This window comes from Hydrogenophaga sp. 2FB (assembly GCF_005503365.1).
In the GTDB taxonomy this organism is placed as follows: Bacteria; Pseudomonadota; Gammaproteobacteria; order Burkholderiales; family Burkholderiaceae_C; genus Hydrogenophaga.
In genome coordinates this window covers 1-26,309 of record NZ_SCML01000022.1, presented here as the reverse complement: position 1 = coordinate 26,309, position 26,309 = coordinate 1, and the positions used below count along the sequence as shown (strand labels likewise).

29 protein-coding genes are annotated in these 26,309 nt (G+C 66.6%); 15 read left to right on the top strand and 14 right to left on the bottom strand.

Annotated elements, in window-relative coordinates:
* The first annotated feature begins 2 nt into the window (after positions 1-2).
* Positions 3-962: an alpha-E domain-containing protein gene (locus tag FFS09_RS14395; RefSeq protein WP_137919587.1), complete on the top strand. Its 960-nt coding sequence runs from the start codon at positions 3-5 to the stop codon at positions 960-962.
* On the opposite strand, the gene FFS09_RS14390 is transcribed toward FFS09_RS14395, so the two are convergent.
* From FFS09_RS14390 to FFS09_RS14360, 7 genes are all read right to left on the bottom strand, one after another.
* Positions 931-1,821, bottom strand: coding sequence for a LysR family transcriptional regulator (locus FFS09_RS14390; RefSeq protein WP_137919586.1), 891 nt, complete (start codon positions 1,819-1,821; stop codon positions 931-933). The genes FFS09_RS14395 and FFS09_RS14390 overlap by 32 nt on opposite strands.
* Positions 1,822-1,882: 61 nt before the next feature.
* Complete coding sequence (locus tag FFS09_RS14385; protein WP_137919585.1) at positions 1,883-2,716, bottom strand: amidohydrolase family protein; 834 nt, start codon at positions 2,714-2,716, stop codon at positions 1,883-1,885.
* Positions 2,713-3,726: an NAD(P)-dependent oxidoreductase gene (locus FFS09_RS14380; RefSeq protein WP_137919584.1), complete on the bottom strand. Its 1,014-nt coding sequence runs from the start codon at positions 3,724-3,726 to the stop codon at positions 2,713-2,715. Before FFS09_RS14380 ends, FFS09_RS14385 begins: the two co-directional genes overlap by 4 nt.
* A gap of 8 nt (positions 3,727-3,734) precedes the next feature.
* Positions 3,735-4,691 (bottom strand): Bug family tripartite tricarboxylate transporter substrate binding protein, encoded by a 957-nt coding sequence (locus tag FFS09_RS14375; RefSeq protein WP_171020028.1) that lies wholly within the window; start codon positions 4,689-4,691, stop codon positions 3,735-3,737.
* Between the two features lie 18 nt (positions 4,692-4,709).
* Positions 4,710-5,705 (bottom strand): Bug family tripartite tricarboxylate transporter substrate binding protein, encoded by a 996-nt coding sequence (locus FFS09_RS14370; RefSeq protein WP_171020027.1) that lies wholly within the window; start codon positions 5,703-5,705, stop codon positions 4,710-4,712.
* A gap of 35 nt (positions 5,706-5,740) precedes the next feature.
* Positions 5,741-6,637: an aldose epimerase family protein gene (locus FFS09_RS14365; protein ID WP_137919581.1), complete on the bottom strand. Its 897-nt coding sequence runs from the start codon at positions 6,635-6,637 to the stop codon at positions 5,741-5,743.
* Positions 6,627-8,147: a sulfatase gene (locus FFS09_RS14360; protein WP_137919580.1), complete on the bottom strand. Its 1,521-nt coding sequence runs from the start codon at positions 8,145-8,147 to the stop codon at positions 6,627-6,629. The genes FFS09_RS14365 and FFS09_RS14360 overlap by 11 nt, the downstream gene beginning before the upstream one ends.
* A 90-nt stretch (positions 8,148-8,237) precedes the next feature.
* On the opposite strand from FFS09_RS14360, the gene FFS09_RS14355 reads away from it, so the two are divergent.
* Positions 8,238-9,203, top strand: coding sequence for a LysR family transcriptional regulator (locus FFS09_RS14355; RefSeq protein WP_137919579.1), 966 nt, complete (start codon positions 8,238-8,240; stop codon positions 9,201-9,203).
* A gap of 7 nt (positions 9,204-9,210) precedes the next feature.
* On the opposite strand, the gene FFS09_RS14350 is transcribed toward FFS09_RS14355, so the two are convergent.
* On the bottom strand, positions 9,211-9,678 hold the full coding sequence (locus FFS09_RS14350) for an Lrp/AsnC family transcriptional regulator (protein WP_137919578.1): 468 nt from the start codon (positions 9,676-9,678) through the stop codon (positions 9,211-9,213).
* A gap of 127 nt (positions 9,679-9,805) precedes the next feature.
* Here FFS09_RS14350 and FFS09_RS14345 point away from each other — a divergent pair, with 127 nt between their 5' ends.
* Entirely contained in the window at positions 9,806-10,426 is a 621-nt protein-coding gene (locus FFS09_RS14345; RefSeq protein WP_137919577.1) for a LysE family translocator, read from the top strand.
* A 9-nt stretch (positions 10,427-10,435) separates the two neighbouring features.
* On the opposite strand, the gene FFS09_RS14340 is transcribed toward FFS09_RS14345, so the two are convergent.
* Together FFS09_RS14340 and FFS09_RS14335 are read right to left on the bottom strand one after the other, a co-directional pair.
* Positions 10,436-11,416 (bottom strand): Bug family tripartite tricarboxylate transporter substrate binding protein, encoded by a 981-nt coding sequence (locus tag FFS09_RS14340; RefSeq protein ID WP_137919576.1) that lies wholly within the window; start codon positions 11,414-11,416, stop codon positions 10,436-10,438.
* Complete coding sequence (locus FFS09_RS14335) at positions 11,413-12,612, bottom strand: acyl-CoA dehydrogenase family protein (RefSeq protein ID WP_137919575.1); 1,200 nt, start codon at positions 12,610-12,612, stop codon at positions 11,413-11,415. The genes FFS09_RS14340 and FFS09_RS14335 overlap by 4 nt, the downstream gene beginning before the upstream one ends.
* A gap of 144 nt (positions 12,613-12,756) precedes the next feature.
* On the opposite strand from FFS09_RS14335, the gene FFS09_RS14330 reads away from it, so the two are divergent.
* From FFS09_RS14330 to FFS09_RS14315, 4 genes are all read left to right on the top strand, one after another.
* Positions 12,757-13,572 (top strand): IclR family transcriptional regulator, encoded by an 816-nt coding sequence (locus FFS09_RS14330; protein WP_137919574.1) that lies wholly within the window; start codon positions 12,757-12,759, stop codon positions 13,570-13,572.
* Positions 13,573-13,616: 44 nt separating this feature from the next.
* Entirely contained in the window at positions 13,617-14,864 is a 1,248-nt protein-coding gene (locus FFS09_RS14325; protein ID WP_137919573.1) for a CaiB/BaiF CoA transferase family protein, read from the top strand.
* Between the two features lie 140 nt (positions 14,865-15,004).
* Complete coding sequence (locus FFS09_RS14320) at positions 15,005-15,940, top strand: DMT family transporter (RefSeq protein WP_137919572.1); 936 nt, start codon at positions 15,005-15,007, stop codon at positions 15,938-15,940.
* Positions 15,941-16,105: 165 nt separating this feature from the next.
* Positions 16,106-16,966: a hypothetical protein gene (locus FFS09_RS14315; protein WP_137919571.1), complete on the top strand. Its 861-nt coding sequence runs from the start codon at positions 16,106-16,108 to the stop codon at positions 16,964-16,966.
* Positions 16,967-16,997: 31 nt separating this feature from the next.
* On the opposite strand, the gene FFS09_RS14310 is transcribed toward FFS09_RS14315, so the two are convergent.
* The 4 genes from FFS09_RS14310 to FFS09_RS14295 form a co-directional block, all read right to left on the bottom strand.
* Entirely contained in the window at positions 16,998-18,107 is a 1,110-nt protein-coding gene (locus FFS09_RS14310) for a porin (RefSeq protein ID WP_137919570.1), read from the bottom strand.
* Between the two features lie 86 nt (positions 18,108-18,193).
* The gene (locus FFS09_RS14305; protein ID WP_137919569.1) at positions 18,194-19,225 is read right to left on the bottom strand and encodes a Rieske 2Fe-2S domain-containing protein; all 1,032 of its coding nucleotides are present in this window, start codon (positions 19,223-19,225) and stop codon (positions 18,194-18,196) included.
* A 16-nt stretch (positions 19,226-19,241) separates the two neighbouring features.
* Complete coding sequence (locus FFS09_RS14300; protein ID WP_137919568.1) at positions 19,242-20,234, bottom strand: Bug family tripartite tricarboxylate transporter substrate binding protein; 993 nt, start codon at positions 20,232-20,234, stop codon at positions 19,242-19,244.
* Between the two features lie 25 nt (positions 20,235-20,259).
* On the bottom strand, positions 20,260-20,571 hold the full coding sequence (locus FFS09_RS14295; RefSeq protein WP_137919567.1) for a recombinase-like helix-turn-helix domain-containing protein: 312 nt from the start codon (positions 20,569-20,571) through the stop codon (positions 20,260-20,262).
* A gap of 190 nt (positions 20,572-20,761) precedes the next feature.
* Between FFS09_RS14295 and FFS09_RS14290 the strand changes: the two genes are divergently transcribed.
* From FFS09_RS14290 to FFS09_RS14255, 8 genes are all read left to right on the top strand, one after another.
* Positions 20,762-21,442 carry a TetR/AcrR family transcriptional regulator gene (locus FFS09_RS14290; protein WP_137919566.1) on the top strand — a complete coding sequence of 227 codons (681 nt, stop codon included), beginning with the start codon at positions 20,762-20,764 and terminating at the stop codon, positions 21,440-21,442.
* Between the two features lie 81 nt (positions 21,443-21,523).
* Positions 21,524-22,381, top strand: a complete 858-nt coding sequence (locus FFS09_RS14285; protein WP_137919565.1) for an ABC transporter ATP-binding protein — start codon at positions 21,524-21,526, stop codon at positions 22,379-22,381.
* Between the two features lie 6 nt (positions 22,382-22,387).
* A complete protein-coding gene (locus tag FFS09_RS14280) occupies positions 22,388-23,224 on the top strand; it encodes an ABC transporter permease (RefSeq protein ID WP_137919564.1) in 837 nt (278 codons plus the stop codon).
* Between the two features lie 5 nt (positions 23,225-23,229).
* On the top strand, positions 23,230-24,033 hold the full coding sequence (locus FFS09_RS14275) for an ABC transporter permease (protein ID WP_137919563.1): 804 nt from the start codon (positions 23,230-23,232) through the stop codon (positions 24,031-24,033).
* Between the two features lie 119 nt (positions 24,034-24,152).
* Positions 24,153-24,632, top strand: a complete 480-nt coding sequence (locus FFS09_RS14270) for a VOC family protein (RefSeq protein WP_137919562.1) — start codon at positions 24,153-24,155, stop codon at positions 24,630-24,632.
* A gap of 70 nt (positions 24,633-24,702) precedes the next feature.
* Positions 24,703-25,200: a DUF421 domain-containing protein gene (locus FFS09_RS14265; protein ID WP_137919561.1), complete on the top strand. Its 498-nt coding sequence runs from the start codon at positions 24,703-24,705 to the stop codon at positions 25,198-25,200.
* 122 nt (positions 25,201-25,322) lie between these two features.
* On the top strand, positions 25,323-25,580 hold the full coding sequence (locus FFS09_RS14260) for a hypothetical protein (RefSeq protein ID WP_137919560.1): 258 nt from the start codon (positions 25,323-25,325) through the stop codon (positions 25,578-25,580).
* A gap of 106 nt (positions 25,581-25,686) precedes the next feature.
* On the top strand, positions 25,687-26,309 hold a 623-nt coding region (locus FFS09_RS14255; protein ID WP_137919559.1), incomplete at its 3' end, for a hypothetical protein.

The window sequence follows — 26,309 nt, the reverse complement described above, 5'->3', positions numbered from 1 at the left end:
TCATGCTTTCGCGCACCGCCGACCACCTTTTCTGGATGTCCCGCTACACCGAGCGCGCGGAGAACACCGCCCGCATGCTCGACGTGAACTACCAGACCTCGCTGCTGCCGCAGTCTGCCGCGGTGGCCCAGGTGGGCTGGGAAGGGCTGCTCGTCATCAGTGAGCTCATGCCCACGTACACCCAGAAATACGGCAAGGAAATCACGCCGCGCAACGTGCTCGATTTCATGGTGCGCGACGAGGAAAACCCATCGAGCATTGCCTCTTGCCTGAAGGCCGCGCGCGAAAACGCCCGCGCCGTGCGCGGCGCGCTGACCACCGAATTCTGGGAAACGCAGAACCAGACCTGGCTCGAACTGTCGCGCGTGCTCAAGAGCAAGAACTTCGAGCGCGATCCGGGCGAGTTTTTCGAATGGGTCAAGTTCCGCTCGCACCTTTCGCGCGGCGTGGCGGTGGGCACCATGCTGCAGGACGAAGCCTTCCACTTCTACCGCATGGGCTCCTTCCTGGAGCGCGCGGACAACACCGCGCGTTTGCTCGACGTGAAGTTCCACGCCGTGAACAGCGACTTCTTCGGTGCCGCCAGCGAGCTCGATCAGGAGTACGACTTCTACCACTGGAGCGCCATCCTGCGCAGCGTGAGCGGCTTCGAGGTCTACCGCAAGGTCTACCGCGACGTGATCACGCCCGAGCGCGTGGCCGAGCTGCTGATCCTGCGTGCCGACATGCCCCGCAGCCTGGCCGCCAGCCTGAACGAAGTGGTGAGCAACCTCGCTGTGGTGGCCAACGACATCTCCGGCGAAACCCTGCGCCGCGCCGGCAAGCTCAAGGCCGACCTGCAGTACGCGCGCATCGACGAAATTCTGGCCACCGGTCTGCACGCCTTTCTCACGCAGTTCCTCGACCGCGTGAACGAACTCGGCGGGCGCATCAGCCAGGACTTCCTGGTCCCTTCACACTGATCGCCTTGCCCAACGTCTGCACCATCTGATCAAACAGCGCATCCACCGCCGGCAGATGGCGCGACGCCTGGCTGCGGTACAGCGCCACATCCATTGACGCCAACGCCGGCAGGCCTTGTCGCTCGCCTAGAAGGGACAGGTGTGACGGCGCGCTGCAGCGCGTGAGCACCGCCAACGCCAGGCCACTCTCCACCGCCGCGAGCTGCCCCGCCAGACTGGAGCTGTTGTAGACCACGCGGAACGCGCGCCGCTGTGCCGTGAGTGCCGCGATCACCGCGCGCCGCGCCAGGCTGGTGGCTTCGTACACCGCGATCGGCAGCGGGTCCCGCCGCCACACCTCGAACTGCGCCGCGCCCACCCACACCAGCGGCTCCTGAAACAGCAGCGTGCCGCGCGTGGCCTTGTCGCGCGAGACCAGGGCGAGGTCGATCTCGCCGCGCTGCACCTTGGGAATCAGTGACGTGGATTGCTCGCAATGCAGCTCGATCTCCACACCCGCGTGGCGGTTCGCGTAGCTGCGCAGCACCGGCGTGAGGTAGCTGCCCGCATAGTCGTCGGGCACACCGAGCCGCACGCGGCCGGAGAGCACCGGCCCGTGCAAGGCCTCCAGCGTTTCGCTGTGCAAGGCCAGCATGCGCCGCGCATAGCCCAGCAACTCGGTGCCGGTGGGCGTGAGCTCCAGGTGGCGCGGCCCGCGCAGCAACACCGCGCGGCCCACCGCATCCTCCAGTTTGCGGATCTGCATGCTTACCGCCGGCTGCGAACGGTGCACCAGTGGCGCGGCGGCAGACAGCGATCCACCGTCCACCACCGCGACGAAGGCGCGCAACCAGTCGAGTTGCAAGTCGGTGTGTCCCATGTCTTCTTCAGCATTCGGTTATCGAATGCTTGGGATTCTATGTATCCGCTGCCCAGAATCCTCAGGTTGTGAATCCGTAGAGTTCCGCGGGGTTGTCGACCAGGATCCGTTGCCGCGCCGCCGCGCTGCTGGCCCAGGAGAAGAGCAGCGCGTACAGATCGCGGTTCGACGGCGCGGGGTCGCGCGAAGGATGGGGCCAGTTGCTGGCCCACAGGCAGCGCTCGGGAAACCGCTCCACCAGGGTTCGCGCGAGCAGGCTCACGTCGTCATAGCCCGGTGCTCCGCTCTTCGAGGTCTCGTAGGGCGCGGACAATTTGATCCAGACGCGACCCGTGTCCAGCACACGCAGCAGCGACTGGAAGGACGGGTGCTCGGGCGCCACCGGTTCGAGGAACTTCCCGTTGTGGTCGATGACCAGCCGGCACGGCAAGCGCTTGAGAACGGCTTCGTGTTCCGGCGCCGTTCGCCCATCGAACTGGAGGTTGATCATCCAGCCGTGGTCGTGCAACCGCGCCGCCATGGGCTCCAGCGAGCTCCAGTCGAGCACGCCGTCGATCAACATGTACCGCGCGGCGCGCACCCCGGCGTCGTGCAGGTGCCGGATGCTCGCGTCGGACGCATCGGGCGACACCAGCGCCACGCCACGGGCCGCGCCGCCAAACTGTTGCAGGGCATCGAGCAGGCAGGCGTTGTCGAAGCCGTAGGCCGTGGGCTGCACCAGCACCGCGCGCTGAATGCCCAGGGGCTCCTGCACCTGAGCCCGGTAGAGCGACACCGGCGAGTGCCGCGGGACCCAGGCGACCTTGGGCAGCATCGGGTACCCGTCTTCGTAGATGTGGACATGGCAGTCGCACGCGCCGGGGTAGGGGGTGATCGGGGTGTCGTCGAAGCTCATGGCAGGTTCGTTTTTTCAAGTTGGCGGGCGCGCTGCCAGCGATGCGCCTCACGGGCGTTGACCGCACCCACGGGTTCGCGGCCGGCGAGCAGCTCGCGCACCTGCGCCACGGTCTCCATGGACTGGTGTTCGATGGCGGGCAAGGTGAGGCCACCGACGTGGGGCGTGGCGAGCACGCGAGGGTGCGCCGCGAGAAGGGGCGTGGGCATCTGGTCGGGGCCTTGTCCCACGTCGAGCGCGCAGCCGGCGATCGTGCCGGCGTCCAGGGCGTGCCGCAACGCGTCTTCGTCGACCAGGCTGCCGCGCGATGCGTTGATGAAGATCGCGTCCGGGCGCATGGCCGAAAAGGCTTTCGCGTCGAACAGATGGTGGTTGTCGTCGGTCGCTTTCGCCAGGCACACCACGAAATCCGAGGTGGCCAGCAACTCGTCGAACCCGACGCGTTGCACCGACGCGTGCACCGCATCGACGTAGGGGTCGTGCACGACGATGCGCATGCCCAGCGCCAAAGCCACGTCGCACAGGTAGCGCCCGATCTGCCCATGGCCGACCAGGCCCAGAGTGGCATGGCGAAGCTCGCGGCCCATGCGCTGCGGCACCGGGTGGCCGCTGCGCTGGGCCACCACGTAGTCGCTCGTCGAGCGGCTCAGGTCGATCATCGCGCCCAGCACCCATTCGGACACGGCGGGCACAAAACCGGCGCTGGCCTGCGTCACGAGAATGCCGTGCCGGCTGGCGGCCGGGACATCGATGTTGCGGATGTCCACCGCGCAGCGGACGAAGGCCAACAGGCGCGGCAGGCTGGCGAACAAGGCTTCGTCGCCCACGGTCTGGCGGTACGACACGATGACCTCGGCGCCGTGCGCCAGTTGCGCCAGTTCTGCCGTGGTCGGTATGTGTTCGTGCGGGTTGAGGTCCACACGCGCCACGGACCGCAAGGCTCTCAGCGCGCGGGGGCCGTAGTACGCGGCCAGCATGCTGGGCGGGTGGCTCAGAAAGACGGTGGTCATGGCAGGCTTCAATCCACCGTGGCGCCGGAGACCGCCACGGCTTCGCGCCAGCGTTCCATCTGCTCGCGCACAAAGGCGCCGAATTGCGTCGGCGTGGTGACGTGGATCTCGGTGCCGCGCGAGCGCAGCTGCTCGCCGATGCTCGCATCCTGCAGCACCGCCTGCAGTTCGGCGCTCATGCGCGCCACGATGGGCTGCGGCGTGTGGGCGCGCACATGAATGCCGGACCAGCCCGCCGTGCCGCTGTCGGCCAGGCCCAGCTCCATCAGGGTGGGCACGTCCGGCAGCAGGGTGGAGCGGGTCGGCGAGGTGACGGCCAGGGCGCGAACGCGCCCCGCGCGCACGTGCGGCAAGACCTCGGGAAGCCCCGAGATCATGACCGAGACCTGTCCGCCGAGCAGGTCGGTCAACGCGGGCGCGGCGCCCTTGTAGGGGATGTGCGTGAGCTGCATCTGCGTGCGCTTGCGCAGCAGTTCCATCGCCAGATGCTGTGCGGAACCATTGCCAGGCGAGACGTAGACCACCGGCTTGGCCGCGTCCTTGCTCGCGGCGCGCAGCTCCTGCAACGTGCGCGCGGGAAAGCCCGGGTGGACGATGATCACGCTGGGTGTGCTGCCAATCTGGCCCACCGGCTCGAAATCCTTTTCCGTGTCGAAGGGCAGCGACTTGAACAGGCTGGGGTTCACCGAAAACGGGCCCGATGAGTACAGCCAGGTGTAGCCGTCCGGCGCGGCCTCGGCCACCATCTGCGTGCCGATGTTGCCGGCCGCGCCGGTCTTGTTTTCCACCAGCACCGGCTGCCCCAGGCGCGCCTGGAGCGCCTTGGCGACGATGCGCGCGGTCTGGTCCGATCCGCCGCCCGCGGGCCAGGGAACGATGAAGCGGATCGGTCGATCGGGGAATTCCGCCTGGGCGGTGGTGGCGCCGGCGAGCAGGCCCGCACCGAGCAGAAGCATGGACAGCATGCGCATGATCGGCGGCCCTCAATCGGCGGAAATCTTGGCCGCGTCGACGACGCGCTTCCATTGGCTGGACTCGTCGCGCAGCATGGCCGCGAAGGCGTCGGCCGATCCGCCCACGGTCTCGCCGCCGGCGGCCGCGATGCGCGCCTCGACCTCGGGTTTGGCGAGGACTTGCCGGACGTCGGCATTGATCTTGCGCACCACCTCCGCCGGCATGCCGGCCGGGCCCACCAGGCCTTGCCAGTCGCGCACCACGACGTTGATGCCGCCTTCCTTGAGCGTGGGCAGGTTGGGCGTTTGCGGCGAGCGCATGTCGCCCGTGGTCGCCAGGCCCCGCAGCGTGCCACCCGTGATCTGGGGCAGCGCCGATGGCGCGGCCGAGAACATGAGCGTGACGGTGCCCGCGACCACGTCCTGGATCGCGGGACCCGAACCCTTGTAGGGCACGTGCAGCATGTCGACGCCGGTCTGCAGCTTGAACAGTTCACCGGCCAGGTGCGATGGGGAACCGGAGCCACCCGAGGCGAAGGTGATGGGCTTGGACTGCGCCTTGGCATAGGCCACCAGCTCGCCAGCGGTGCGCGCGGGCAGGCTGGGAGAGACCACCAGAATGTTGCTCTGGCGCGCGAGCGCGACGATGGGCGTGGTGTCCTTGGCGATGACGTACGCGGCCCGCTTGGTCATCGCTTCGAAGACCACGTGGTTGAGGATCAGGAGACCCAGCGTGTAGCCATCGGGCGTGGCGCGCGCCACGGCGTTCATCGCGATCGAGCCGCTGGCGCCGGCCATGTTCTCGACCACCACGGGTTGTTGCCAGAGCCGGGACAGTTCGATGCCGACCATGCGCGCCAGCAGATCCGACGTGCCACCGGGCGGGTTGCCGATGAGGATCTTGACCGGCTTGTTCGGAAAGCTCTGGGCCTGGGCGTGAGGGGCCACGGCGAGCACGCTGAGCGCGGCGAGGGCATGGCAGAGCAGCCGGCGGGTGCGTTGCGGGAAGGGATGTGTGGTGGGCATGGGCCGGTCTCCGGTCGGTGTTGTCGGGGTGTGATTCAGGTGTGCAGTCGGGCAGCGCAGCGCCAGCGTATGGCGCGTGCCGCGCCGGGCGCGAGCGCCACGCACGCAGCGCGCTGCGCCTCGTCGTCGTGCCGCAGGGCGCCGGGCATCAGGGTGACGGGTTCCAGGCACACGTGCCGGGCGTGCGCCGGAACATGGCAGAAGAGGTGCCTGGCGCCCGTGGCTTCGACGTCCACCACGAGATTCTTCTCGACGGACAGGGACAAGCGCCCGTCCCATTCTTCGAACACCGTGCTTTGCGCGCCGAGGCCTTTCAAGGTCCGCGCGGTGTGGACTGCCTGCCCGTTCGAGGGCGTCAACACCGCCAGGCCCTGTGGACCGGCGTCGTGGCGCGCCGCGGCGGTCAAGGTCAAGACAGGGTTGGCGACGGGGTGAAAAGGATGCCAGCCCAGACCGGCCGGCATGGGCTCGGCCGAGGTGTTGCGGATCTGCAGGTCCACCTGCACATGGTCCGCGGTGACGGTCACGTCCATGTTCAGGTCGAACGACCACGGCCAGCCTTCGTCCGTGGGCTTGTGGCTGTAGCGCAAGGCGGCGTGCTCGCGCGTGGCGTGCGCGAGCGTCCAGGGCTTGCGGTGGGCGAGGCCGTGCAGAGCATGCGGGGAGTCTGCCGGCGTGGGCAGCACGATCTCGCGCCCGTTCCAGGTGAAGCGTCCGTTCTCCAGCTTGTTGGTGAACGGCGCCATGGGAAAGGCGCCGGTCTTGGGCCAGTCGTGTGGGTCGAAGGACGCCGTCGCGTCGCTCGGCACCAGCAGGTGCCGGTCGCGCCGGCCGTCGAACCAGGTCAAGGCAGTGATGCGCGCGCCCGCGCCGGGCGAGAGCCGCACGTTGTACGCACCGCAAGCCAACGAGATCTGGTCGTCAAAGCGCATGCTCAAGCCCCATGCGGCGCAGGTATTCCACCGGGGCGCTGGCCTTCACCATCTCGGCCAGGGCCAGGTCGCGCATGCGCTCGGCGATCGCGGGATCGTCCAGTGGCCGCAACTGGTCCGGATCGGTCCACAGGTCGTACAGCACGGTGACGGTGTCGTTCTGCACGCCCGGACCCTGGTGGTTGTAGAACGGGGACTTCGGCGTGGCGGGCACGCGCAGCACCGGCACGTCCTTGAAGTGGGGCAGGGGCGGCGTCAAGGTGGCTTCGGCCAGTTCGGCCGCGCTGAACATGCCTTTCAAGTGCATCGGCATCAGCGTGTACTGGTACAGGTCGCCGCCGTGCACGTCGGGTGGGTACAGCAGGTAGGTGTAGCGGCCGTCGGTCACGTTGACCGCGCTGCCGAACACACCATAGATCGCCGCCTCTCTGCCAGGCAGGCCATCGCTCGCCATCTTCAGGAGCGACTGCCCCATGGTGTCTGGCGGAATCGCCGCGCCGGCGATGTCCAGCAGTGTGGGCATCACGTCGATCGTCTGCGTCAGTTCGCTGCGGTGGGTGCCGCGCTGCGACTGCAGATCCGGGTGGTGGAAGAACAGCGGGATGTGCGCCACCTCGTTGTAGCAGGGCATCACGTTCTTGGCCCACCAGTCGTGTTCGCCGAGCAGGAAACCGTGGTCGGTGGTCACGATCAGCGCGGTGTCGTCCCACATGTTGTCGCGGTCCATGACGTCGAGCAGGCGCCCCAGTTCGTGGTCGCACAGCGCCACGATCGCGGCGTAGTTCGCGCGGATCTCGTCGCACTCGGGCGTGCTCTCGGTGACGCGGGCGTAGGGCGGCCAGTCGAAGATGGGGCCACGGTAGGCCGTCGGGTAGGGGGCGCGGAATTCGGCGGGCGCGTGGAACGGCTCGTGGGGATCGAACGTTTCGAGGTGCAGCAGCCAGTTCGAGGCGTGGCGGTTGGTCTGCAGGAAGTCGAGGCCGGCGTCGAAGCAGCGCACCGATGGAAAGTCCTTGTACTCGCGGATGAACTCGCGGTTGGTCATGTGCCGCGAGAGCTTGTGCCGGCGCGCGTCGGTGAATTGCTGCGGGTGGTACATCTGCCGCCAGCGCTCCCACGGCGGCTCGACCATGGCCTTCCACGGATCGCCTTCCTGGCCGCGGATGAACTCGTAGCTGTCGTAGCGGTTGTGGTACGTCGAGCCGCCATCGCCCCAGTAGTGAAAGTGGTCCGACACCAGGTGCGAATACACGCCCTGGCCCTGCAGCAGCGCGGCGAACGAGTTGTCGAACGGCTCCAGCGGACCCCAGCCGCGGTGCAGGAAATTCAGGCGGCCGGTGTGCATGTCGCGCCGCGCGGGCATGCAGGGCAGGCTGCCGACGTAGTGGTTGTCGAAGGTGATCGAGCGCTCGGCGAGCCGCTGGAAGTTGGGCGTCGCGATGGTGGTGCCGCCGTAGGGTGTCAAAGCCCTTCGGTTGAGCGAATCGAACAGGACAAAGATGGTGCGCACGGGAGCTCTTGTGTGGGTGGATCTGTGCGGATGATAGGTAGGCAATGGCTATGCTACAAATCGAATCTTCATCAAAATTGATTGAATAAAATGATTTATCCCAACCCCCGGCACCTGCGGGCTTTCGTCGCGCTGGCCTCGTCGTCGAGCTTCAGCGTCGCGGCCAAGGAAGTCCATCTGGGCCAGCCCGGCCTGAGCCAGGCCATTGCCAACCTGGAGCGGCTGGTGGGGGTGCCGCTGCTGGAGCGGACCACGCGCACGGTCAGTCTCACGGCGGCCGGTCACGACTTTCTCGAAGATGCGCGGCGCGTGCTCGCCGAGAACGAGCGGCTGATGCGCCGCGGCACCGAATGGGCCATGTCACAGCGCGGCACGCTGCGGCTGCTGAGCATCCTGTCGGTGGCGCAACGGCTGCTGCCGGGTGTGATGCGGGAGTTCGCGCGGGCGCACGAAGGCGCCAGCATCGAGGTGTTCGATGTGCCGGACCCGCTGCTGCGCCAGCGCTTGTCGCGCCGGGAGGCCGATCTGGGCTTCATCAGCGAGACCAATATCGGCCCGGGGGAGGTGGTCTTGCCGTTTCTGCGCGACCCCTTCTTCTGCGTGTTTCCCGCCGAGCACCCGTTTGCCCGGCTGGCCAAAGTGCCGACCCGCCTGCTCACGAACGAGCAACTGATTCTTCCGCGGCGCGGCACCGTGTTGCGCTCGTATATCGACGGCGCCATCAGCCGGCTCAACCTCAAGCGCCCGCCCGTGGAGGTGGAGCACCTGGCGACGCTGATCGGCATGGTGGAGAGCGGCGTGGGCGTGTGCCTCATCCCCGCGCTCAGTTGTCCGCCGGCCGCGCTCAAGTCGGTTCTTGCGCGGCCGATCGACACCCCCAAGGTCGTTCGCCGCGTGGCGTTCGCAAGATCGCGCGACCAGGCGACCATGCCCCTGGTCGCGTCCTTCGTGCACCTCACGCTGAAGCTGCTGGAGAGCGGCGAGCTGGCGCTCCCGGCGGGTGTCGAGTTCGTGCCGCCTACGGCAAGCGCGGTGCAGCGTTTCCTGGCGGCTTAGTGGGGCTTCAAGACCGCTTCGCAGAGCCCGGCGGCACCAGGCCACGCCGTTCGATCGGTGTAGAGAAAACGATGGAGGTGCGGGTCTCGCCGTACCCGTTGATGGTGCCGATGAAGCGCTCCAGGTCCGTGAGGCCCGTGGCCACCACGGTCAGCACGTAGGAGTCGGCACCGGCGACGTGGTGGCACTCCAGCACTTCGGGTGCCTGGCGCAGCCGCTCCAGCAGCGGCTTCTTGCCGGGTTGTGTGGCCGTGATGCCGATGATGGCCTTGACGGGGTAGCCCGCTTTCGACGCATCCAGCTCGACCGCGAACCGCTGCACGACGCCCACGTCCTGCAGCCGCTTGAGCCGCTCCGCCGTGGCCGCCACCGACAAGCCCGCGGCCTCGGCGAGTGTTTTCAAGGGCGCGCGCGCATCGCGTTGCAAGGCGCGCAAAAGGCGCCAGGCGACATCGTCCAGCTCGTGGGTCTGCATTCTTGACATGTCCGCATTGCGCCAGAAAAAGGGTGGTCAAAAGAGCGATTGACCAGAAGGATGCACTGTACCTCCGGGGCGCTGCGTTGGATGATCTTCTCCCGTTCAACCCACCGTGTGTGTCCCGATGTTCGATATCCAGAGCTACAGCAGCTTCATCATTGCCATCCTCGTGTTCCAGGCCGTGCCCGGCGCGGGCACGATCGCCATCCTCGACGCCACCGCGCGCGACGGCCGCAGCGCGGGTCTCGCCGCCGTGCTGGGCACGCTGGTGGGCGATGCGTTGTTCATGCTGGCCGCGGTGGCGGGCCTCGCCGCGGTCATGCAAACGTACCCGGTGCTCTTTCAGGGCCTGCAATGGTTTGGTGCGGCCTACCTGGCCTGGCTGGGTCTGCAGCTGATGCGCAGCCGGTCGAGCGATGTGGGCTCGGCATCCGCACGCGCGCAGACACCCGGGGTGTACTTTCGCCGCGCCTTCATGGTCAGCCTGACCAACCCCAAGGTCATGCTGTTCTTCGTCGCGTTCTTTCCGCTGTTCCTCAAGCCCGAAGCGTCCACGGCGACGCTGGTGGTAATGATGTTGCACGTCACCGTGTTGAGCCTGGTCTACCAGACCGCGCTGGTGCTGGTGGGCAACCTCGTGGCACTGCGCTTCGCCGCGTTTCCCAGCGGCCGGCACACCGCGACGCGGTTCGCCGGTCTTGCGCTCATCGGCCTGAGTGTCAAGCTGGGCATGGGCATCCGCTGAGCGCTGGGCCTACTCCGCCTTCATCCCCGTGGCCTTGACCAAGGCGCGCCACGAAACGATCTCGTCCTGCACCCGCCTGGCGACCTCCGTGCCGGGACGGTACAGGGACACCGCGCCCGCGGTTCCCATGCGCGCAATGACGTCGGGCGCCGCCACGGCTTCCTTGATTTCACGCTGGATGCGCGCCACCACTTCGGGCGGTGTGCCCGCGGGCACCATCACGGCAAACCAGGGTGCGACCACCGCCTTGGGAAAACCGGCTTCCGCAATGGTCGGCACGTTCGGGAAGTCCTTGGTGCGCGTGTCGTTGACCACCGCCAGCACTTTGGCGCGACCGCCCTTGGCCTGCGCAATGGCGATCGGCGCGGGCATGTAGGTGGCCGAGAGCAAGCCCAAGAGCAGGTCCGGCACGATCGGGGGCGCGCCCTTGTACGAGACCGCAACCACGTTGATGCCTGCCACGTGCTTGAACAGCTCGAAGCCCAGATGCGGCGTGGAGCCGATGCCCGCGCTGCCGTAGCTGAGTTTTCCAGGCTGGGCTTTCGCCAGCGCCACGTACTCGGCCACGCTGGACACCGGCAACGAGGCCGGCACCACGAAGTAGTTCGGCGAGTAGGCGAACTGGGCCACCGGCACGAAGGCGGTCTGCAAGTCCGTGCGAATGTTCGGCATCAAGGCCATGTTGGCGGCGTTGCTCGTCGTCGCGATCAGCCAGGTGTAGCCGTTGGCGGGCGATTGGGCGACGTGGTCCGTGCCGATGTTGCCGCCACCGCCGGGCTTGGATTCGACGACGAAGGGCACATTCATCGACTGGGCCATCTTCTTGGACAGGGCGCGGGCCAGGATGTCCACCACGCCGCCGGCCGCGTAGGGATTGATGATGCGGATCGGCTTGTTGGGAAATTCTCCCTGCGCGAAGGCAGCGTGGCCGATCAGCGCGGCCAGGGTGGCGACGCTGGCGCGAACGAACAGGCGTTGGACGAGGTTCATGCGGTTTCCCCTGCGTTGGTGTTGGCGCGTGCATGGGCGTTTTCGCTGACGTTGCGCAGCAGTGTCTTGCCGATGTTGAGCTGGTGGATCTGGCTGGTGCCTTCGTAGATGCGGAAGGCCCGCACGTCGCGGTAGAAGCGCTCGATGCCTGCTTCCTTGACGTAGCCTTGCCCGCCGAAAATCTGCACCACGCGATCGGCCACGCGGCCGCACATCTCGGTGGTGTAGTACTTGCACATGGACACGTCCATGGTCACGTCTTCCCCACGATCGCGCTTGCGCGCGGTCTCCAGGACGAGCGCGCGCGCGGCTTCGATCTCGACCTTGCAGTCCGCCAGCATGGCCTGCACCAGCTGGAACCCCCCGATGGGCTGACCGAATTGTTGCCGCCGGTTCGCGTACGCGATGGCTTCGTCGAGCATGCGGATGGCCGGCCCGATCGCGAGCGCGGACAGGTTGATGCGCTGCTTGTTCAAGGTCTTCATGACCGTGCGAAAGCCACGGCCCGGCACACCGCCCACGATGGCGCTGGCATCGACGCGGCAGCGGTCGAGGAAGACCTCGCCGATCGGGCCGCCTTCCTGTCCCATCTTGGGTGTTGAGCCCGAGAAACGCATGCCCGCCGTCTCGCGTTCGACGAGAAAGGCGCTGATGCTGTCGGCGGGTTTGCGGTCGTTCTCGGTCCTGGCCAACACGGTCACGAGATCGGCGATGGGCGCCAACGTGATGTAGCGCTTGTGGCCGGACAGCAGGTAGCTTCCATCGCTCTGCAGATCACCTATGGTGCGCAAGGCCGTGGCATCCGATCCGGCCTCGGGTTCGGTGAGGGCCAGCGCACCCGTCATGCGACCAGAGGCCAGCAGCGGAAGGTAACGGTCCTTCTGAGCGGCCGTGCCGTCCTGCACCAGGGACTCGGAACCGACACCGGTGTTGATGCCCACCCGCACGCGGTAGGCGACCGAGCACTGCGAGAGTTCGATGTTGGCCAACGCAAGTTCTTCCGTGGTCAGGCCGGCACCGCCATAGGCCTCGGGGATCGACCACCCGAACAGGCCCAGGCTTCGCATTATCTCGACGATCTCGGGTGGAATCTCGTCGTCGCGCTCCACGCGGTCTTCGTTGGGGATCGCGACGTCGCGGACGAATTCGCGCGTGGATGCGATCAAGCGGTTGAATGTCTGTGGGTCTCTGATCATCGATGTCTCCGAAGTGGGCGGGTGTGCGTTGTCGAAGGGCATCGTAGGTGGGGGCTGCTCGCGGTGGACACACTGTTCCACTCTGCGAAACAGTGTGCTGATTCCTATTGACTTCGGGGATGGGCTATCCGAAGCTCGTGCGCAATGAACGCCAATAACAAGCCCCATGTCATGCCCGCGGAGAGCGAGGGGCCCACACAAGACCGCAGCTTCGGCGTTGCCATCTCGCGCGCCTTCGATGTCTTGCGCTGCTTCACGCCGGAGCGGCCCTTGCTGGGCAACGGCGACATCGTGCGGCTCACCGGATTGCCCAAGGCCACGGTGTCGCGCCTGACGTTTACGCTGGAAGAGTTGGGCTATCTGTACCGGCTGGTGACGATCGGCAAGTACCGTCTGGGGTGGGGGGTTCTGTCGCTGGGGTATCCGCTGCTCACCAGCATGCCGTTGCGCCAGATCGCCCGGCCCGCCATGCATGCGCTGGCCATGCAGGCCAAGGTCAACGTCAACATGGGCACGCTGCATGTGCTCGACGTGGTCTATGTCGAAAGCGTGCGCTTCGATGAAACCAGCATCACGCGCCCCGACATCGGCGCGACCCGGGAGCTGCTGACCAGTTCGATGGGGCGTGCGCTCATCTGGGGCATGGAGACGGCCCGCCGGGAGGCGCTGCTCAACCGCGCGCGCCTGGCGCATCCGGATGTGTTCAAGGCCACGAAAACAAAGCTCGACCTGGCCCGGCGCAGCATCGTCGCGCGCGGCTTCTGCGTGTCCGACGGGGAGATGCAGGTCGGCCTCCAGGCCGTATCGGTACCGATGCGGGTGGCCGCGCACGAAGAGCCCATTGCCTTCAATTGCGCGGTGTCGAAGCACCAGCTGCGCAAGGGCGAGCTCGAAGACGACATCGGTCCGAAGCTGGTCGCGATGGTGCGAACGCTGGAACACCAGTTCGGGGTGCGCTGAGCCGTCTGCGCCTTGGCCTCTTCTTCATTTCAATCGGACTCTTCATGGACTCTGCTTTTTCTTCTTCCTCCACCCCGCCGCCGACCCCGCCCGGCAGCCGCAAGGGGCCGCTCGAGGGCATCCGAATTCTCGACATGGCCACCGTCGTCGCCGCACCGTTCTCCGCCACGCTCTGCGCGGATCTGGGGGCGGACGTGGTCAAGCTCGAGTTGCCCGATGGCAGCGACCTTTTGAGAACGCTGGCCCCGACGAGCAAGGAGCATGCGCTGTACTGGAAGGTCACGAACCGGGGCAAGCGCGGCATCACGCTGGACGTGCGAAAGCCCGAAGGCCGCGAGGTGTTCCTGCGCCTGATCGCGGGCTTTGATGTGCTGGTCGAGAACTTCCGCACCGGCACGATGGACCGCTGGGGTCTGGATCTGCAGACCCTGCACACGGTGAACCCGAGACTGACCGTGCTCAGGCTGACCGGCTTTGGCCAGACCGGCCCGTACGCCGAGCGTCCGGGCTTTGCCCGAATCTTCGAGGCCATGAGCGGTTTTGCCCACCTCACCGGCGAGCCCGACGGCAGTCCGCAACACATGAACTACCCGCTGGGCGATGTGGCGGCGGGCCTGTTCGGCGCGTTCTCGATGGCCGCCGCATTGGTCGAGCAGCAGCGCCATCCCGATGCGCCGGGGCGCGAGATCGATCTCTCGGCGACCGAGGCCATGATGCGCCTGATGGAGCCGCTGGCCGTGGAGTACGAGCAACTCGGCCATGTGCGCCAGCGCGCCGGATGCCGCGCGACCTACACGGCGCCGTCCAACATGTACCAGACCGCCGATGGGGCTTGGGTCACGATCGTCGGGTCGTCGGATGCGACGTTTCGCCGCCTGTGCGCGGCAATGGACCGCGCCGAGTTGTCGGCCGAGGCCCGCTTCGCGACGACGCCAGATCGCATCGCGAACGTCGATGAACTCGACGGCCTGGTGGCGTCGTGGTGCCGGGCGCAAAGCTTCTCGTCGGTGGCGGCATCGCTGGAACGCCACCTGGTGCCGTTCAGCAAGATCTACGACATCACCGACATGCTGGACGATCCGCACTTCCAGGCGCGCGAGGCCTGGATACGGCTGCCCGACCCGGATCTCGGCAGCGTGCCCGCCCCCTGCGTGGTGCCGCGTTTCTCTGGCATGACCCCTGGCTTGCCCCGGACCGGGCCCGCGGTGGGTGAGCACAACGCCGAGGTCTATGGCGGGCTGGGCCTGGGTGAGGATGAACTCGCGCGCCTCAGGGCATCGGCGGCCATATGAGCATGCAGGCTGCTCCCTTGCGTCCGCGGGGTGCCGATGTCGCCGCGGCTCACGGCCCCTTCTGACGCATTCGGTTATCGAATACCTGCAATTCTATTTATCCGCTGGTCAGACCCCGTGCATCCACCGACCATCGGTGCATGACATCTTCCGCCTCACTGCGCGCCGCCGCCAGCGCCCCAGACCCGAACGCCAGGCGCGAACGCACCGGCCTGTGGTTGATGGTCTCGGGCGGTGTGCTGCTCGGCACGCTGGGCATCTTTCTCGAAGAGGCTGGGCAAAGCCCGCTCATGGCCGTGTGGTTCCGCTGCGCGTTCGGGCTGCTCGCGCTCACGGCGTGGTTCGCCGTCACGCGCCGCTGGCATGAACTCAAACTCAGCGGCACGGCGCGCACCGCGGCGGTGAGCGCGGGTGTGCTTGCGGTGCTCAACTGGGTGCTGTTCTTCGGAGCCATCGAACGCACCTCCATCGGCGTGGCCACCGTGGTCGTGCACGTGCAGCCGTTTCTGGTGATGGCTTTCGGTGCCTGGTGGTGGAAGGAGCGCATCACCCGCGCGCAGGGCGTTGCCGCCGTGGCCGCCTTGATCGGGCTGGCGCTCGCGTCAGGCTGGGTCGATGGCGCCTTGACGGGCGCGGGCTGGTCGTCCACCTACCTCTGGGGCATCGGCCTGGCCTTGCTCAACTCGGTGGGCTACGCCGCGCTCACCCTCATCGCCTTGCGCGCGCGCGGCGTGAGCCCGCTCGCGCTGGCCTGGTGGCAGTGCGCGGTGGGCGCCGTGGTTCTCGCCTGGTGGCCGCTCAGCCAGGGCTGGCCTCCCGCAGGCCCGGCGTGGGCCTGGTTGATAGGGTTGGGCGTGATTCACACCGGCCTGGCCTACGTGGTGCTCTACGCCGGGGTGGCGCGCCTCGCGGCGGGACGGGTGGCGGTGCTGCAGTTCGTCTACCCCGCCTCGGCGGTCGCGGTGGAATGGGCCGTGTACGGGCGCGCGCTGAGCCCGAGCCAAATGGTGGGCGTGTGCATGATGTTGTTGGCGCTGGTGGTGGTGGGCACCCGGCGCGCGAACCAGACCGCTTGAGCAGAGCGAAAACCACGCCATCGCCAGCAAATGTCACGGACGCCGCCGGGTCGGCGCCCGGCGGACCCGTCAATTGCAACTATGCTGCCGTTCGGACAGGGCGAAGGGGCATGCAGATCTGCCCCCACCTGTCGCCTGTACGAATGTCATCACCGGGAGGGTGAAATGGCCAGTGATCTGGATACGGTGAGGGTGCTGCGTGCCCTGTTCAACGACATGCCGCGCGCGCCGCAAGGGCTCTCGCACGAAGAGACCATGGAATGGGTGGCACAGGCCATGGCCGGCCACGAAGGCGGCGACATGGCCTACATGCTCGAACACATCACCCGCAGCTCCATGCTCGACATCGTGTTGCGCTTGCGCGAGGACGGCTACCTCAAAGAAGACGCTGCTTTCGACAACACCGTTGAACTCATTTCCACCCCCGAGGGGCGCAAGACCTTCATGGACCGTTGCATCCAGGCCCAGGACAGCGCGGACGCCACCGCGCGCCTCATCAACCGCGCGAAGCGCGAATGGACCGACCCGCCGCCGCTGTTCAGTTCCGACCCGGGCGCCATCGAGCGTTTCGTGCGCGGCGAACTCTCCGGCCCGGGCCCGCTCTATGCCGAGTTCATGGCGCGTGAAGACGTGCGCGAGATCGGCGTGTTCGCCCAGGCGCCCGATGGCATCCACGAGTTTTCTTGGGGCTTCGTGGTGGAAGACCAGGGTGCCTGGATTTTCTACAGCGCCGATGTCTGGCGCAACGGCACCGTCGGCAGCTTTGATCGCTTCCTGAGCGCCTGGCACCAGGCCACCGCCGCGGCCTCCGGCCAACGCCTGCCGCCGGTGCCCATGGGACTGCTGATGGAAGACGGCATCAACACCTTCAGCGCCATGACCCTGCAAGGCGCGGGCTCGATGAGCAACCCCGCGCTGCGGCGCTGGATCGGCGAGGTGTTCGTCGACCGCATGCTGCCGACCATGGCCGCGCGGGTGGTGGACCGGAACTACGACTTTCCATTGGTGGGCCTGCAGGCCCATTGAAGCGGATCGGTTTCCACCGATCCGCTCAGGATCAGAAGCTGTGTCTCACGCCAAAAGCCACACCGCTTTGTGAACCACCCGGCGCGGGCGCGCTGCCCGGCTGTCCGCCGCTGACCGACAGCGCCAGCGTGCCCTTGTTCTGGATGGCCCCGGCTGTCGCGTAGACCGCCGTGCGCCGCGACAGGCTGTAGGTGGCCCGGATCGAGGCGAGATGCGCCTTGTTCGCAGATCCCTTGAAACGGAGGCTGAAGATCTCGCCGTCGATGAGCAAGGTGGGCGTGAGGTTGTACGCCGCGCCGAGATACCACAGGTCGCTTTTGCCGTTGGTGGGGCTGGCGCCGTTGTGGCGGCGAACCAGTCCACCCGCCAGCTTGACGCCGCCCAGTTTCACGTAGCCGTTGGCGGATACCCGCCGGTCCGTCATGGCGCTCGATGTCAGGCCGGCGAAGGCGCCCGGTCCGCCGCGGATCTCGTCGACGGCGAGTGCACTGCCCCAGTTGCTCGCGTCGTATTTGACGAGCGCGGACCATCCTCGACATGCCTTGTTGTCGCTCGCGTTTTCGCCCGCGCAGTTCGTTCCCGCCGGGCTGGGGCCCGCATTCACGCTGTCTCGACCCAGGCTGTAGGTCGCGCCCAGCGTGAGGCCAGAGAATGTGCCGCGATACGCGATCGCGTTGTCCGCGCGTGCGTTGGGAATGTAGCTGTCCAGCGAGCCCGAGCTGTAGAGGTTGGGGCCGAGAATGTCCGCGTCCAGGATCGAGAAGAACAGCATGGTGTACTGCCGCCCGAGGGACACGGTGCCCCATGCGCCGGACAACCCGACGAATGCCTGGCGCCCGAAGGCGCGGCCGCCCTGGTTGGCAACACCGGTGTCGGGCGAGAAGCCCGTTTCAAGCGCAAACACGGTCTTCAGTCCGCCGCCCAGGTCTTCGGTGCCGCGAAAGCCGAGGCGGCTAGGGCCGCTGCCTGTCAAGGCCGGCATGCGCGTCAGGCCTTGGTCATTGGGACCCACGTTGGTGACGTGTTCCACCGCGGCATCGATGAGGCCATAGATCGACACGGTGCTTTGTGCGCTGACGGAACCGCATGCCATCAGGCCAGCACACGCGCTCAAACCGGCAAGGAAGTGGGTCTTTTCCATACGTTCTCCATTTTTTTGACAAAGGAATGCCCTGAGGACCCCGAGAGGTCCCCGGACAAGGGGGGAAGGGAAACAGGAAGTGGGGCTTAGGCCGGAACGGCGCGTCGCTGGGCGACTTGCTCCTGGGCGCGTTTTTCCATCCAGCGGCGAACCCGGACGATGCCGACGTCGTGCTGATAGAGCGACTCTTGCGAGCGGGCAGATCGGGACAGACTTTCAATCACCAGCCGGTCTTGCTCCAGAACATCCCAGTGCAGACCTTCGAGGCGGTTCTTGTAAAGGAAGTGCCAGATGTTCTTGTCGAACCCGGCGGCCTTCCGGATGCGCCAGAAATAGACCTGGCAGTGCTTGTCGTCGACCGGTGTGACGAAGCCCACGATGATGAACTGGCCGCCGCCATGTTGCTTGCTGTATGGCACCGCGAGCCGCATCCACATCATTCCCGATTCACCGAACTCGACCCAGTCGAAGTTCACGCCGCGCTGCCCCACTTTTTCGACGATCAGGCCCGTGTCCGTCGGACGCACGGTCATCTCGGCCTGCCGGTCCCCTTCGGCCATCGAATGCGACTGCGAGTGCAGGTAGGTGCCGTGCATCGGGTCCATGACGTTGTCGATGGCATAGCGGTGGTTGCACTTCCAGTTCTGCATGCAGAGGAAGCCCGAATACGCGTCGGACGTCATCTCTTCGGGCAGTTCAAACGGTGCCGGCGTGTCCAGGGTGCCGTCGCCGAACCAGAGGAAGATCGCGCCGTTGGCTTCCACCGCCGGATAGGACTTCAAACAGGTCCTTCCCTTGAGCGCGCAGTTCTCCATGGCCGGGACATCGACGACTTTTCCTTGGCCATCCACCTGCACACCGTGGTACCAGCATGCCACGCGGTCTCCGAGATTCCAGCCCAGCGACAAGCGCGCGCCGCGGTGTGGACACCGGTCTTCCACGGCGCGAACCTTTCCATCGTCGTCGCGCCACAGGGCGATTTCCTCCGACAGTCGCGTGATGCCGATGGCGGTTCCCGCCAACCGGTAGCTCGGCAGCACCGGGTACCAATAGTTCAGGAGGCCGCGCTCCACGCGCTGGGTGGCGTCGGTTTTCAGGGTTGCTTCTTCAAGGCTCATGGGGTTTCCGTGTGGTTCATTCGTCGGCCGTGAAGCCGGAGGCCTTGACGATGGGCGCCCAGCGCGCGATGTCGCTCTTGACGAGCGAGGCGAGCGCCGTTGGGCTCAACGTGACCGGTTCCATCGACAGCTTTTCCAGGCTCGCGGCGTAGTCGCTGGTGTTCACGGCGCTGTTGATCCTCGCGTTCCATTGGTCCACGAGGGGTTGAGGCATGCGCGGTGGTGCAAACACACCCAGCCAGGTGTCTGCCTGCACGTGGGGATACCCCAGCTCCACCATGCAGGGCGTGTCCGGCAGGTACCGTGACCGTTTGGCTCCAAAGGTCGCCAGCGGGCGCACGCTGCCAGAGGACTTGAACGGGAGGGCTTCGCCGACGGCGTTGAAGCTCACGGCCACATGCCCACCCGCCAGCGCCTGCAGCGCGGGCGCGCTGCCTCTGAAGGGCACGTGGGTCATCTGGACGCCGGTGGCCTGGCTGAACATCACGCCCAGCAGATGCAGGACGCCGCCGGGGCCTGACGATGCGTAGTCGGCCTTGTCCGGATGTGCCTGCAGCCACTTCACGAGTTCGGGCACCGTGTGGACGCTGGATGGCACCATGGGGCCGACGCTGAGCACCAGCTCCGAGCGCGCGCAAGCGGCGACGGCCGTGAAGTCCCGTACCGGGTCGTAGGCCAGCTTCTTGTAGATGTGCGGAAAAATCGTGAGAGGAAAGTCCGGCGTCAGCAGCAACGCGCTCCCGTCGGTGGGCGCGCGCTTGATGTACTCCAGGGCCAGGCGGCCGGCAACGCCCGCCTTGTTGTCGACGACGACCGGCTCTGGTGCGTGCGTGCGCAACTGGCTCGCCATCAGGCGCGCCAGCAGATCAATGCCGCCGCCCGGCGGGAAGCCGACGATCAACTGGGTGGGCCGCGCCGCCTGTGCGAGCGCGCCTGCGTGCCAGGAGGTCAAGCCCATGGCCATGCCGGCCACAAGCAGTTCGCGTCGATGGATGTCGTGGGGTTTCATCGGTGTGCTTTCTGGTCGATGGGTTTCAGGCGGCGAGGCGTTCGAGCTCGGTGCTCAACACCGCGGGCGTCCATGCCTCTCCATTGGCTTGCAACAGGTTTCTGGCATTGAGTCCTTCGGCGAACGCCTCTGGCGTGCGGCCGTCCTCGGCATAGATCTGCACGATGGCCGATGTCAGTGCCTGTTCGTATTCCGTGGGTTCAACGAACCGCGTTTGCCATCGCAGGTTTTCCTCGTCGCCCGGTTGAAAAATCAGACCATTCCCGGCATCTTTGGATCGTTTGGCATTTTTTGCGCTGAGGAGGTGGGGGTTGAAAGAGATCGCAGTGACAGACATGTGGGTATCCAGCAAAGGTTTGAAAAACGCGTTAATTCCTACATATGGGAATTGAGCGAATGCTAAGGCGCTGATGGAGCCGTTGTCAAACCCGGCATCCTGTCCCTACACGCCCCATGGATATTTCCTTTTTATGGGAATTAATGTGGACGTGGCCTGCGAACGCGCGAAGTGTTCCTAGAATGGCGCGATGAAGGACAACGAAACCATCACCCCCCGTCGAAAGCGCAAGGAAACGCGCCGCACCGCGGGCCGTCCCGAGTCCAGCAGTGGCGTCGGGAAAGACAGGATCATCGAAGCGGCGCTCTCGCTGCTGCGAGAGAAGGCGCCGGAAGCGTTGACCGTGGTGGAAATCGCCAGCGCGGCGAATGTGGACCCGGCGTTGGTTCGCTACTACTTCGGAACAAAGAAAGGCATCCTGCGGGCCGCTGCGGTGAGTCTGCTGGACGAGATACAGGGCCGCAGCCGGGTCATGCTGGATGAGCCGGGGCTCCTGCGCCACCGCATCCGGACGCGCCTGCAGATGCTGATCGATGCGCTGCAGCGCAACCCGCAGTTTCTGAATCTGGTGCTCAAGGAGATTTACTCCGGTGAAGAGGCGCAGCAAGAAGTCGGGGATCTCAATACCGTGGCCAAGCGTGGTCTGGCGCTCACGCAGTTCGTGCTGAATCCCGCCGCGGGTGACAAGCCCGTCCGCAAACTGGACGCCCGCTACCTGCATGTCGCCATTCTGGGGATGTGCACCTTCTTCATGGATGCGCAGCCGATGCTGGCCGTCCTCTTCAAGGATCAACCGGGCAGCGATGCCATGGTCAAGGGCTACATCGAGTTCGCCACGGAGTTGTTGGCGCAGGGCATCGAACAGCGCTAGGAAACGTTTGCGGGTCCGCGAACGTCCGCGGCGATCCACGCCCGCCGCGCGGTGTGTGTAGAATCCGCCCCCCGCCGCGCCATGCCCCAGATCGTCGTTCACCAACTCCGCAAGACCTACCGCATCCACGAGCGCGACCCGGGTGTGCGCGGTGCGCTGCGTGCCCTGGTGCGGCCGCGTTACCACACGGTCGAGGCGCTGTCGGGGGTGTCCTTCGAGCTGCGACGCGGTGAGCTGTTGGGCTTCATCGGGCCGAATGGCGCGGGCAAGTCGACCACCATCAAGATCCTCGCGGGCATCCTGCGGCCCGACGGGGGCCGCGTCGAGATCGACGGGCGCGACCCTTTCGTGGACCGCGAGCGGCACGTGGCGCGCATCGGCGTGGTGTTCGGCCAGCGCACCCAGCTCTGGTGGGACCTGCCGGTGGGCGACGGCTTTGCGCTGCTGGGCGACATCTACCGCGTCGACCCGGTGCGTTTCCATCGCACGCGCGACGAACTGGTCGCGCTGCTCCAGCTCGAACGCCTGCTCGACCAGCCGGTGCGCCAGTTGTCGCTGGGGCAGCGCATGCGGGCCGAGATCGCGGCGGCGCTGCTGCACGAACCGGACATCCTGTTTCTCGACGAGCCGACCATCGGCCTCGACGCACCCTCCAAGCTCGCGGTGCGCGACTTTGTGCTGCGTGCCAACCGCGAGCGCGGCACCACCGTGTTGCTGACCACGCACGACATGCACGACGTGGAGGCGCTGGCCGAGCGCGTGATCGTGATCGGCCACGGGCGCGTGCTGGCCGACGGCCCGGTGAATGCGCTGCGCGCCCAGGTGGTGGCCGCGCGCCGGTTGAACGATGGCCTGCCCGAGGACGCGGAGGACGAAGGCATGACCATCGAAGCCGTGATCGCGCGCTTCTATGCCATGCACGGCGCCACCGAGGCCTGATCCCCGATGTCGCCACGCGAACTCGTGCGTCCGTATGTGGCGGCCTTTGCGTCCCGCTTCCTGCAGATGCTGCAGTACCGCACCGCAGCGTATGCGGGCTTCATTACGCAGTGCTGGTGGGGTGGCATCAAGGTCATGGTGCTGATGGCGTTCTACAACAGCGCCTCGGCGGCGCACGCGCCGATGTCGCTCGCGCAGGCCATCACTTACACCTGGCTCGCGCAGGGCCTGCTCGCGCTGCTGCCCTGGCTGGGCGACCCCGAGGTGGCGCAGGCCGTGCGCACCGGCGCCGTGGCCTACGACCGGCTGCGGCCGGTCAACGCCTACGTGCTGTGGTTCGTGCGCTCGGCGGGCTGGATCGCCGCGCGCGTATTGCCGCGCGTGGTGCTGATGGGCGCCTTTGCGGCGGTCGTGCTGCCACTGGTCGGGTTCGGCGAATGGGCGTGGCAGCCACCGGCCGACGCGGTGGCGGGTTGGGGCTTCGTCGCGTCGGCCTTGCTCGCGTTGTTGCTGTCGACGTCGCTGGTGATGCTGCTCAACATCGCGGCCGTCGCCGCGCTCAACGAGCGCGGCATCAACGCACTCGCGGGACCGATCGTCATCGTGTTCTCCGGCAACCTGCTGCCTCTGCCGCTGCTGCCCGATGCGTGGCAGACGGTGTTGCTGTGGCAGCCACTGGCCGGCGTGGTGGACATCCCGGCGCGCATCTACTTCGGGCAGCTGGACGGCGCGCAGATGTTCGCGGGGCTCGGTCTGCAATGCGCGTGGATTGCGGTGCTGGTGGCTGTCGGCCATGCGGCCATGGGGCGCACGATGCGTCGGCTCGAAGTGCAGGGCGGTTGACGCGCATGGGCTCGCTGGCGTTGTTCATCCGTCTCGCGATGGCCTCCCTGAGTGGCCAGGCGCGTTATCCGGCGTCGGCGGTGATGCTCACGCTGGGGCAGTTCCTGGCCACCGGGATCGAGGTGGTGGCCGTGTGGGCGCTGTTCCACCGCTTTGGCGATGTGCAGGGCTGGCGGCTGGGCGAGGTGGCGCTGTTCTACGGGCTGGTGAACTGCATGTTCGCCATCGCCGATGCCCTGGGGCGCGGTTTCGACACGCTGGGCACGGAGTTTCTGCGCACCGGCGCGTTCGACCGTTTGCTGTTGCGGCCGCGTCCGCTGGCGCTGCAGCTGATGGGGCACGACGTGCGCATCAGCCGCCTCGGTCGCCTGGCGCAGGGGTTGCTGGTGCTGGGCTTCGCGACCGCGCAGGCCGGCATTGTGTGGACCCCGGCGTCGATCGCGGTTGCGCTGTGGGCGCTCGCGGGCGGCGTGGCGCTGTTCCTCGGCATCCTGGTGCTGCAGGGCACGCTGTCGTTCTGGACCGTCGAAAGCCTCGAGGTGGCCAACGTGCTGACCTACGGCGGCGTACAGGCGGCGCAATATCCACTGGCCTTGTACGAGCGGTGGTTCCGCGCCGTGCTGACCTTTGCGGTGCCGTTGGCCTGCGTCGCCTACTACCCGGTGCTTACGATCCTGGGCAAGGCCGATCCGCTGGGCGCACCGGCCTGGACGGGGATGGTGTCCCCGCTGGCGGGCTTCGTGTTCCTCGCACTGTCCTTCGGCGCATGGCGCATCGGGCTGCGCCGCTACGCCTCCACGGGCAGCTGAGGCGCCGAAAGCGCGCGGCGCGTCGGCGGATACCTACAACGGCATCGGGCCTATCCGACAAGCCGCGGCGCGTCGATGCATACGATGACTGTTTTGGCCGACGTTTCAGGAGATGCGACATGACCAGCAAGAACACGATTTGCCTGTGGTACGAGCGCGACGCCGTCGACGCCGCCAACTTCTATGCGAAGACCTTCCCCGATAGCGCGGTCGGCGCGATCATGCGCGCACCGGGTGACTACCCTGACGGCAAACAGGGTGACGTTCTGACGGTGGAGTTCACCGTGGCCGGCATTCCTTGTATCGGGCTCAACGGCGGCCCGGTCTTCAAGCACAACGAATCCTTTTCCTTCCAGATCGCGACCGACGACCAGGAAGAAACCGACCGCCTGTGGAACGCGATCGTGGGCAATGGTGGCCAGGAAAGCGATTGCGGCTGGTGCAAGGACCGCTGGGGCCTGTCGTGGCAGATCACGCCGCGCGTGCTCACCGATGCCATGGTCGATCCCGACCGCGCGCTGGCCAAGCGTGTGTTCGATGCGATGATGACGATGAAGAAGATCGACATCGCGGCAATCGAGGCGGCGCGGCAGGGTTGATACCACCCGGAAAAATGTGCCGCGTGGGTTGGCTGCGCCAGAAAAATTTGCCGCAAGAGCGAGGTGTCCCATGTTTGCACTGTCCGGCCCCTGGTGGGAGTTGCCTGCAAGGGCCGCCATCATCTACGTCGTGTTGCTGGTGTTGATGCGCCTGTCCGGCAAGCGCACGGTCGGGCAGTTCACGCCATTCGACCTGCTGGTCGTCATGCTGTTGAGCGAGTCGGTGTCGTCCGGGATCAGCGGCCAGGACCATTCCGTGACCGGTGGGCTGCTCGCGGCTGTCACCTTGATCGGACTCAATGTGGTGGTGGCCGTGGCGAGCGCGCGCAGCACCCGTCTGCAAACGCTCGTGGAGGGCGCGCCGGTGCTGATCGGTCGGGACGGCCGGATCTACGCCGACGTGCTCAAGAAAAACCATGTGCCGCTGTTGGACGTCGAGCGGGCGTTGCGCGAGTCCGATTGCGACCTGAAGGACATGAAGTACGCCTTTCTGGAGGCCGACGGCGGGATCAGCGTGTTGAAGTCATCGTCGGGTCTGATGACGCAGAGGAGCGATGGCGGTGGATGAGGTCGAACGGTCCCGGCGCCGGTGCGCGCCTGGGGTCGGTCAGGCACACGCCTTGCCATGAAGGTCTGCGGCCGATCCACCATGGTCGCCGCCATCCCTTCAACCCCTTCAGGAGAATTCCCATGCCTTCGAACAAGCAAGGTCAGCAAGGCCAACAGGGTCAGCAAGGCCAGAAGCAGCAGGACCAGCGCCAAGGTCAACAAGGTCAGCAAGGCGACAAGAACACACCACCCGGCCAACGCGAACAAAGCAACCCTGGCGGCTCCGACCAACAGGGTCGCAAAGAGATCAATCCGTCGATCCAGCAGGACGCCAAGCGCAGCGGCAAACGGGAGCCGCAAGGCAACGATGCCGAGCGCCTCGAAGACAACGACGAGTAGCCCACCAGGCCGTCGCTTGATCGGTCTGGAAACCGCGTGACGAGGGTCACGCGGTCGGCTCGGGCGATGCGATACTGGCCGCCCCAAGGCACAACGAAGGTGAGCGATGCGGGGCGTACTGGATTTCAGTTCCTGGTCGACCGGGATGACCACCCTGTTGGGGCTGGTGCTCGCCTCGCTCGTGTTCGTCGGCATCCGGCTGGTGTTCATGCAGACCTTCCAGCGCCGGCGCGAGCGCGAGAACCGGCAGATCAACGAGCGCCTGAAGGTGTTGATCTCGGCCTACAAGACACTCGGCGGCTCCTTCACCGGCGACTTGCAGGTCGACCCCACGCACTTTCGCGAGACGAGGCGCGAAGCCGGCGAGGGCGACGGTGCCGAACCCGCGACCAGCATTTCCGAACGCCGCCGCCGCATCCGCGATGCGGTGGAGGCCGCGCTCTCGGATGTGATTCTGCTGGGCACGGAAGAGCAGGTTGAACTCGCCGTGCGGGCGGCCAACGACATGGTGGCTGGCCGCAACGTGGAAACCGCCGCGCTGGTGGTGTCGCTGCGCAACTTCATCCGCGAGGCGCTGGACCTCACACCCCTTTCTTCCCAACTGTCCGTGCCGAACCAGGGGCCGCTGCGTGTGGCCAGCGGTGGGTCGGGTGCCGCGGGCCGGCGCGGCGGCACCGATGCCCAGGGCGCTCGCGCCGGTGGCGCGCGCGCCCTGGGCATCGGTGCCGC

Coding starts and splice junctions, on each gene's coding strand:
- FFS09_RS14395 (WP_137919587.1), top strand. CDS start 3: ATGCTTTCGCGCACCGCCGACCACCTTTTCTGGATGTCCCGCTACACC.
- FFS09_RS14390 (WP_137919586.1), bottom strand. CDS start 1,821: ATGGGACACACCGACTTGCAACTCGACTGGTTGCGCGCCTTCGTCGCG.
- FFS09_RS14385 (WP_137919585.1), bottom strand. CDS start 2,716: ATGAGCTTCGACGACACCCCGATCACCCCCTACCCCGGCGCGTGCGAC.
- FFS09_RS14380 (WP_137919584.1), bottom strand. CDS start 3,726: ATGACCACCGTCTTTCTGAGCCACCCGCCCAGCATGCTGGCCGCGTAC.
- FFS09_RS14375 (WP_171020028.1), bottom strand. CDS start 4,691: ATGCTGTCCATGCTTCTGCTCGGTGCGGGCCTGCTCGCCGGCGCCACC.
- FFS09_RS14370 (WP_171020027.1), bottom strand. CDS start 5,705: ATGCCCACCACACATCCCTTCCCGCAACGCACCCGCCGGCTGCTCTGC.
- FFS09_RS14365 (WP_137919581.1), bottom strand. CDS start 6,637: ATGCGCTTTGACGACCAGATCTCGTTGGCTTGCGGTGCGTACAACGTG.
- FFS09_RS14355 (WP_137919579.1), top strand. CDS start 8,238: ATGATTTATCCCAACCCCCGGCACCTGCGGGCTTTCGTCGCGCTGGCC.
- FFS09_RS14350 (WP_137919578.1), bottom strand. CDS start 9,678: ATGCAGACCCACGAGCTGGACGATGTCGCCTGGCGCCTTTTGCGCGCC.
- FFS09_RS14345 (WP_137919577.1), top strand. CDS start 9,806: ATGTTCGATATCCAGAGCTACAGCAGCTTCATCATTGCCATCCTCGTG.
- FFS09_RS14340 (WP_137919576.1), bottom strand. CDS start 11,416: ATGAACCTCGTCCAACGCCTGTTCGTTCGCGCCAGCGTCGCCACCCTG.
- FFS09_RS14335 (WP_137919575.1), bottom strand. CDS start 12,612: ATGATCAGAGACCCACAGACATTCAACCGCTTGATCGCATCCACGCGC.
- FFS09_RS14330 (WP_137919574.1), top strand. CDS start 12,757: ATGAACGCCAATAACAAGCCCCATGTCATGCCCGCGGAGAGCGAGGGG.
- FFS09_RS14325 (WP_137919573.1), top strand. CDS start 13,617: ATGGACTCTGCTTTTTCTTCTTCCTCCACCCCGCCGCCGACCCCGCCC.
- FFS09_RS14320 (WP_137919572.1), top strand. CDS start 15,005: ATGACATCTTCCGCCTCACTGCGCGCCGCCGCCAGCGCCCCAGACCCG.
- FFS09_RS14315 (WP_137919571.1), top strand. CDS start 16,106: ATGGCCAGTGATCTGGATACGGTGAGGGTGCTGCGTGCCCTGTTCAAC.
- FFS09_RS14310 (WP_137919570.1), bottom strand. CDS start 18,107: ATGGAAAAGACCCACTTCCTTGCCGGTTTGAGCGCGTGTGCTGGCCTG.
- FFS09_RS14305 (WP_137919569.1), bottom strand. CDS start 19,225: ATGAGCCTTGAAGAAGCAACCCTGAAAACCGACGCCACCCAGCGCGTG.
- FFS09_RS14300 (WP_137919568.1), bottom strand. CDS start 20,234: ATGAAACCCCACGACATCCATCGACGCGAACTGCTTGTGGCCGGCATG.
- FFS09_RS14295 (WP_137919567.1), bottom strand. CDS start 20,571: ATGTCTGTCACTGCGATCTCTTTCAACCCCCACCTCCTCAGCGCAAAA.
- FFS09_RS14290 (WP_137919566.1), top strand. CDS start 20,762: ATGAAGGACAACGAAACCATCACCCCCCGTCGAAAGCGCAAGGAAACG.
- FFS09_RS14285 (WP_137919565.1), top strand. CDS start 21,524: ATGCCCCAGATCGTCGTTCACCAACTCCGCAAGACCTACCGCATCCAC.
- FFS09_RS14280 (WP_137919564.1), top strand. CDS start 22,388: ATGTCGCCACGCGAACTCGTGCGTCCGTATGTGGCGGCCTTTGCGTCC.
- FFS09_RS14275 (WP_137919563.1), top strand. CDS start 23,230: ATGGGCTCGCTGGCGTTGTTCATCCGTCTCGCGATGGCCTCCCTGAGT.
- FFS09_RS14270 (WP_137919562.1), top strand. CDS start 24,153: ATGACCAGCAAGAACACGATTTGCCTGTGGTACGAGCGCGACGCCGTC.
- FFS09_RS14265 (WP_137919561.1), top strand. CDS start 24,703: ATGTTTGCACTGTCCGGCCCCTGGTGGGAGTTGCCTGCAAGGGCCGCC.
- FFS09_RS14260 (WP_137919560.1), top strand. CDS start 25,323: ATGCCTTCGAACAAGCAAGGTCAGCAAGGCCAACAGGGTCAGCAAGGC.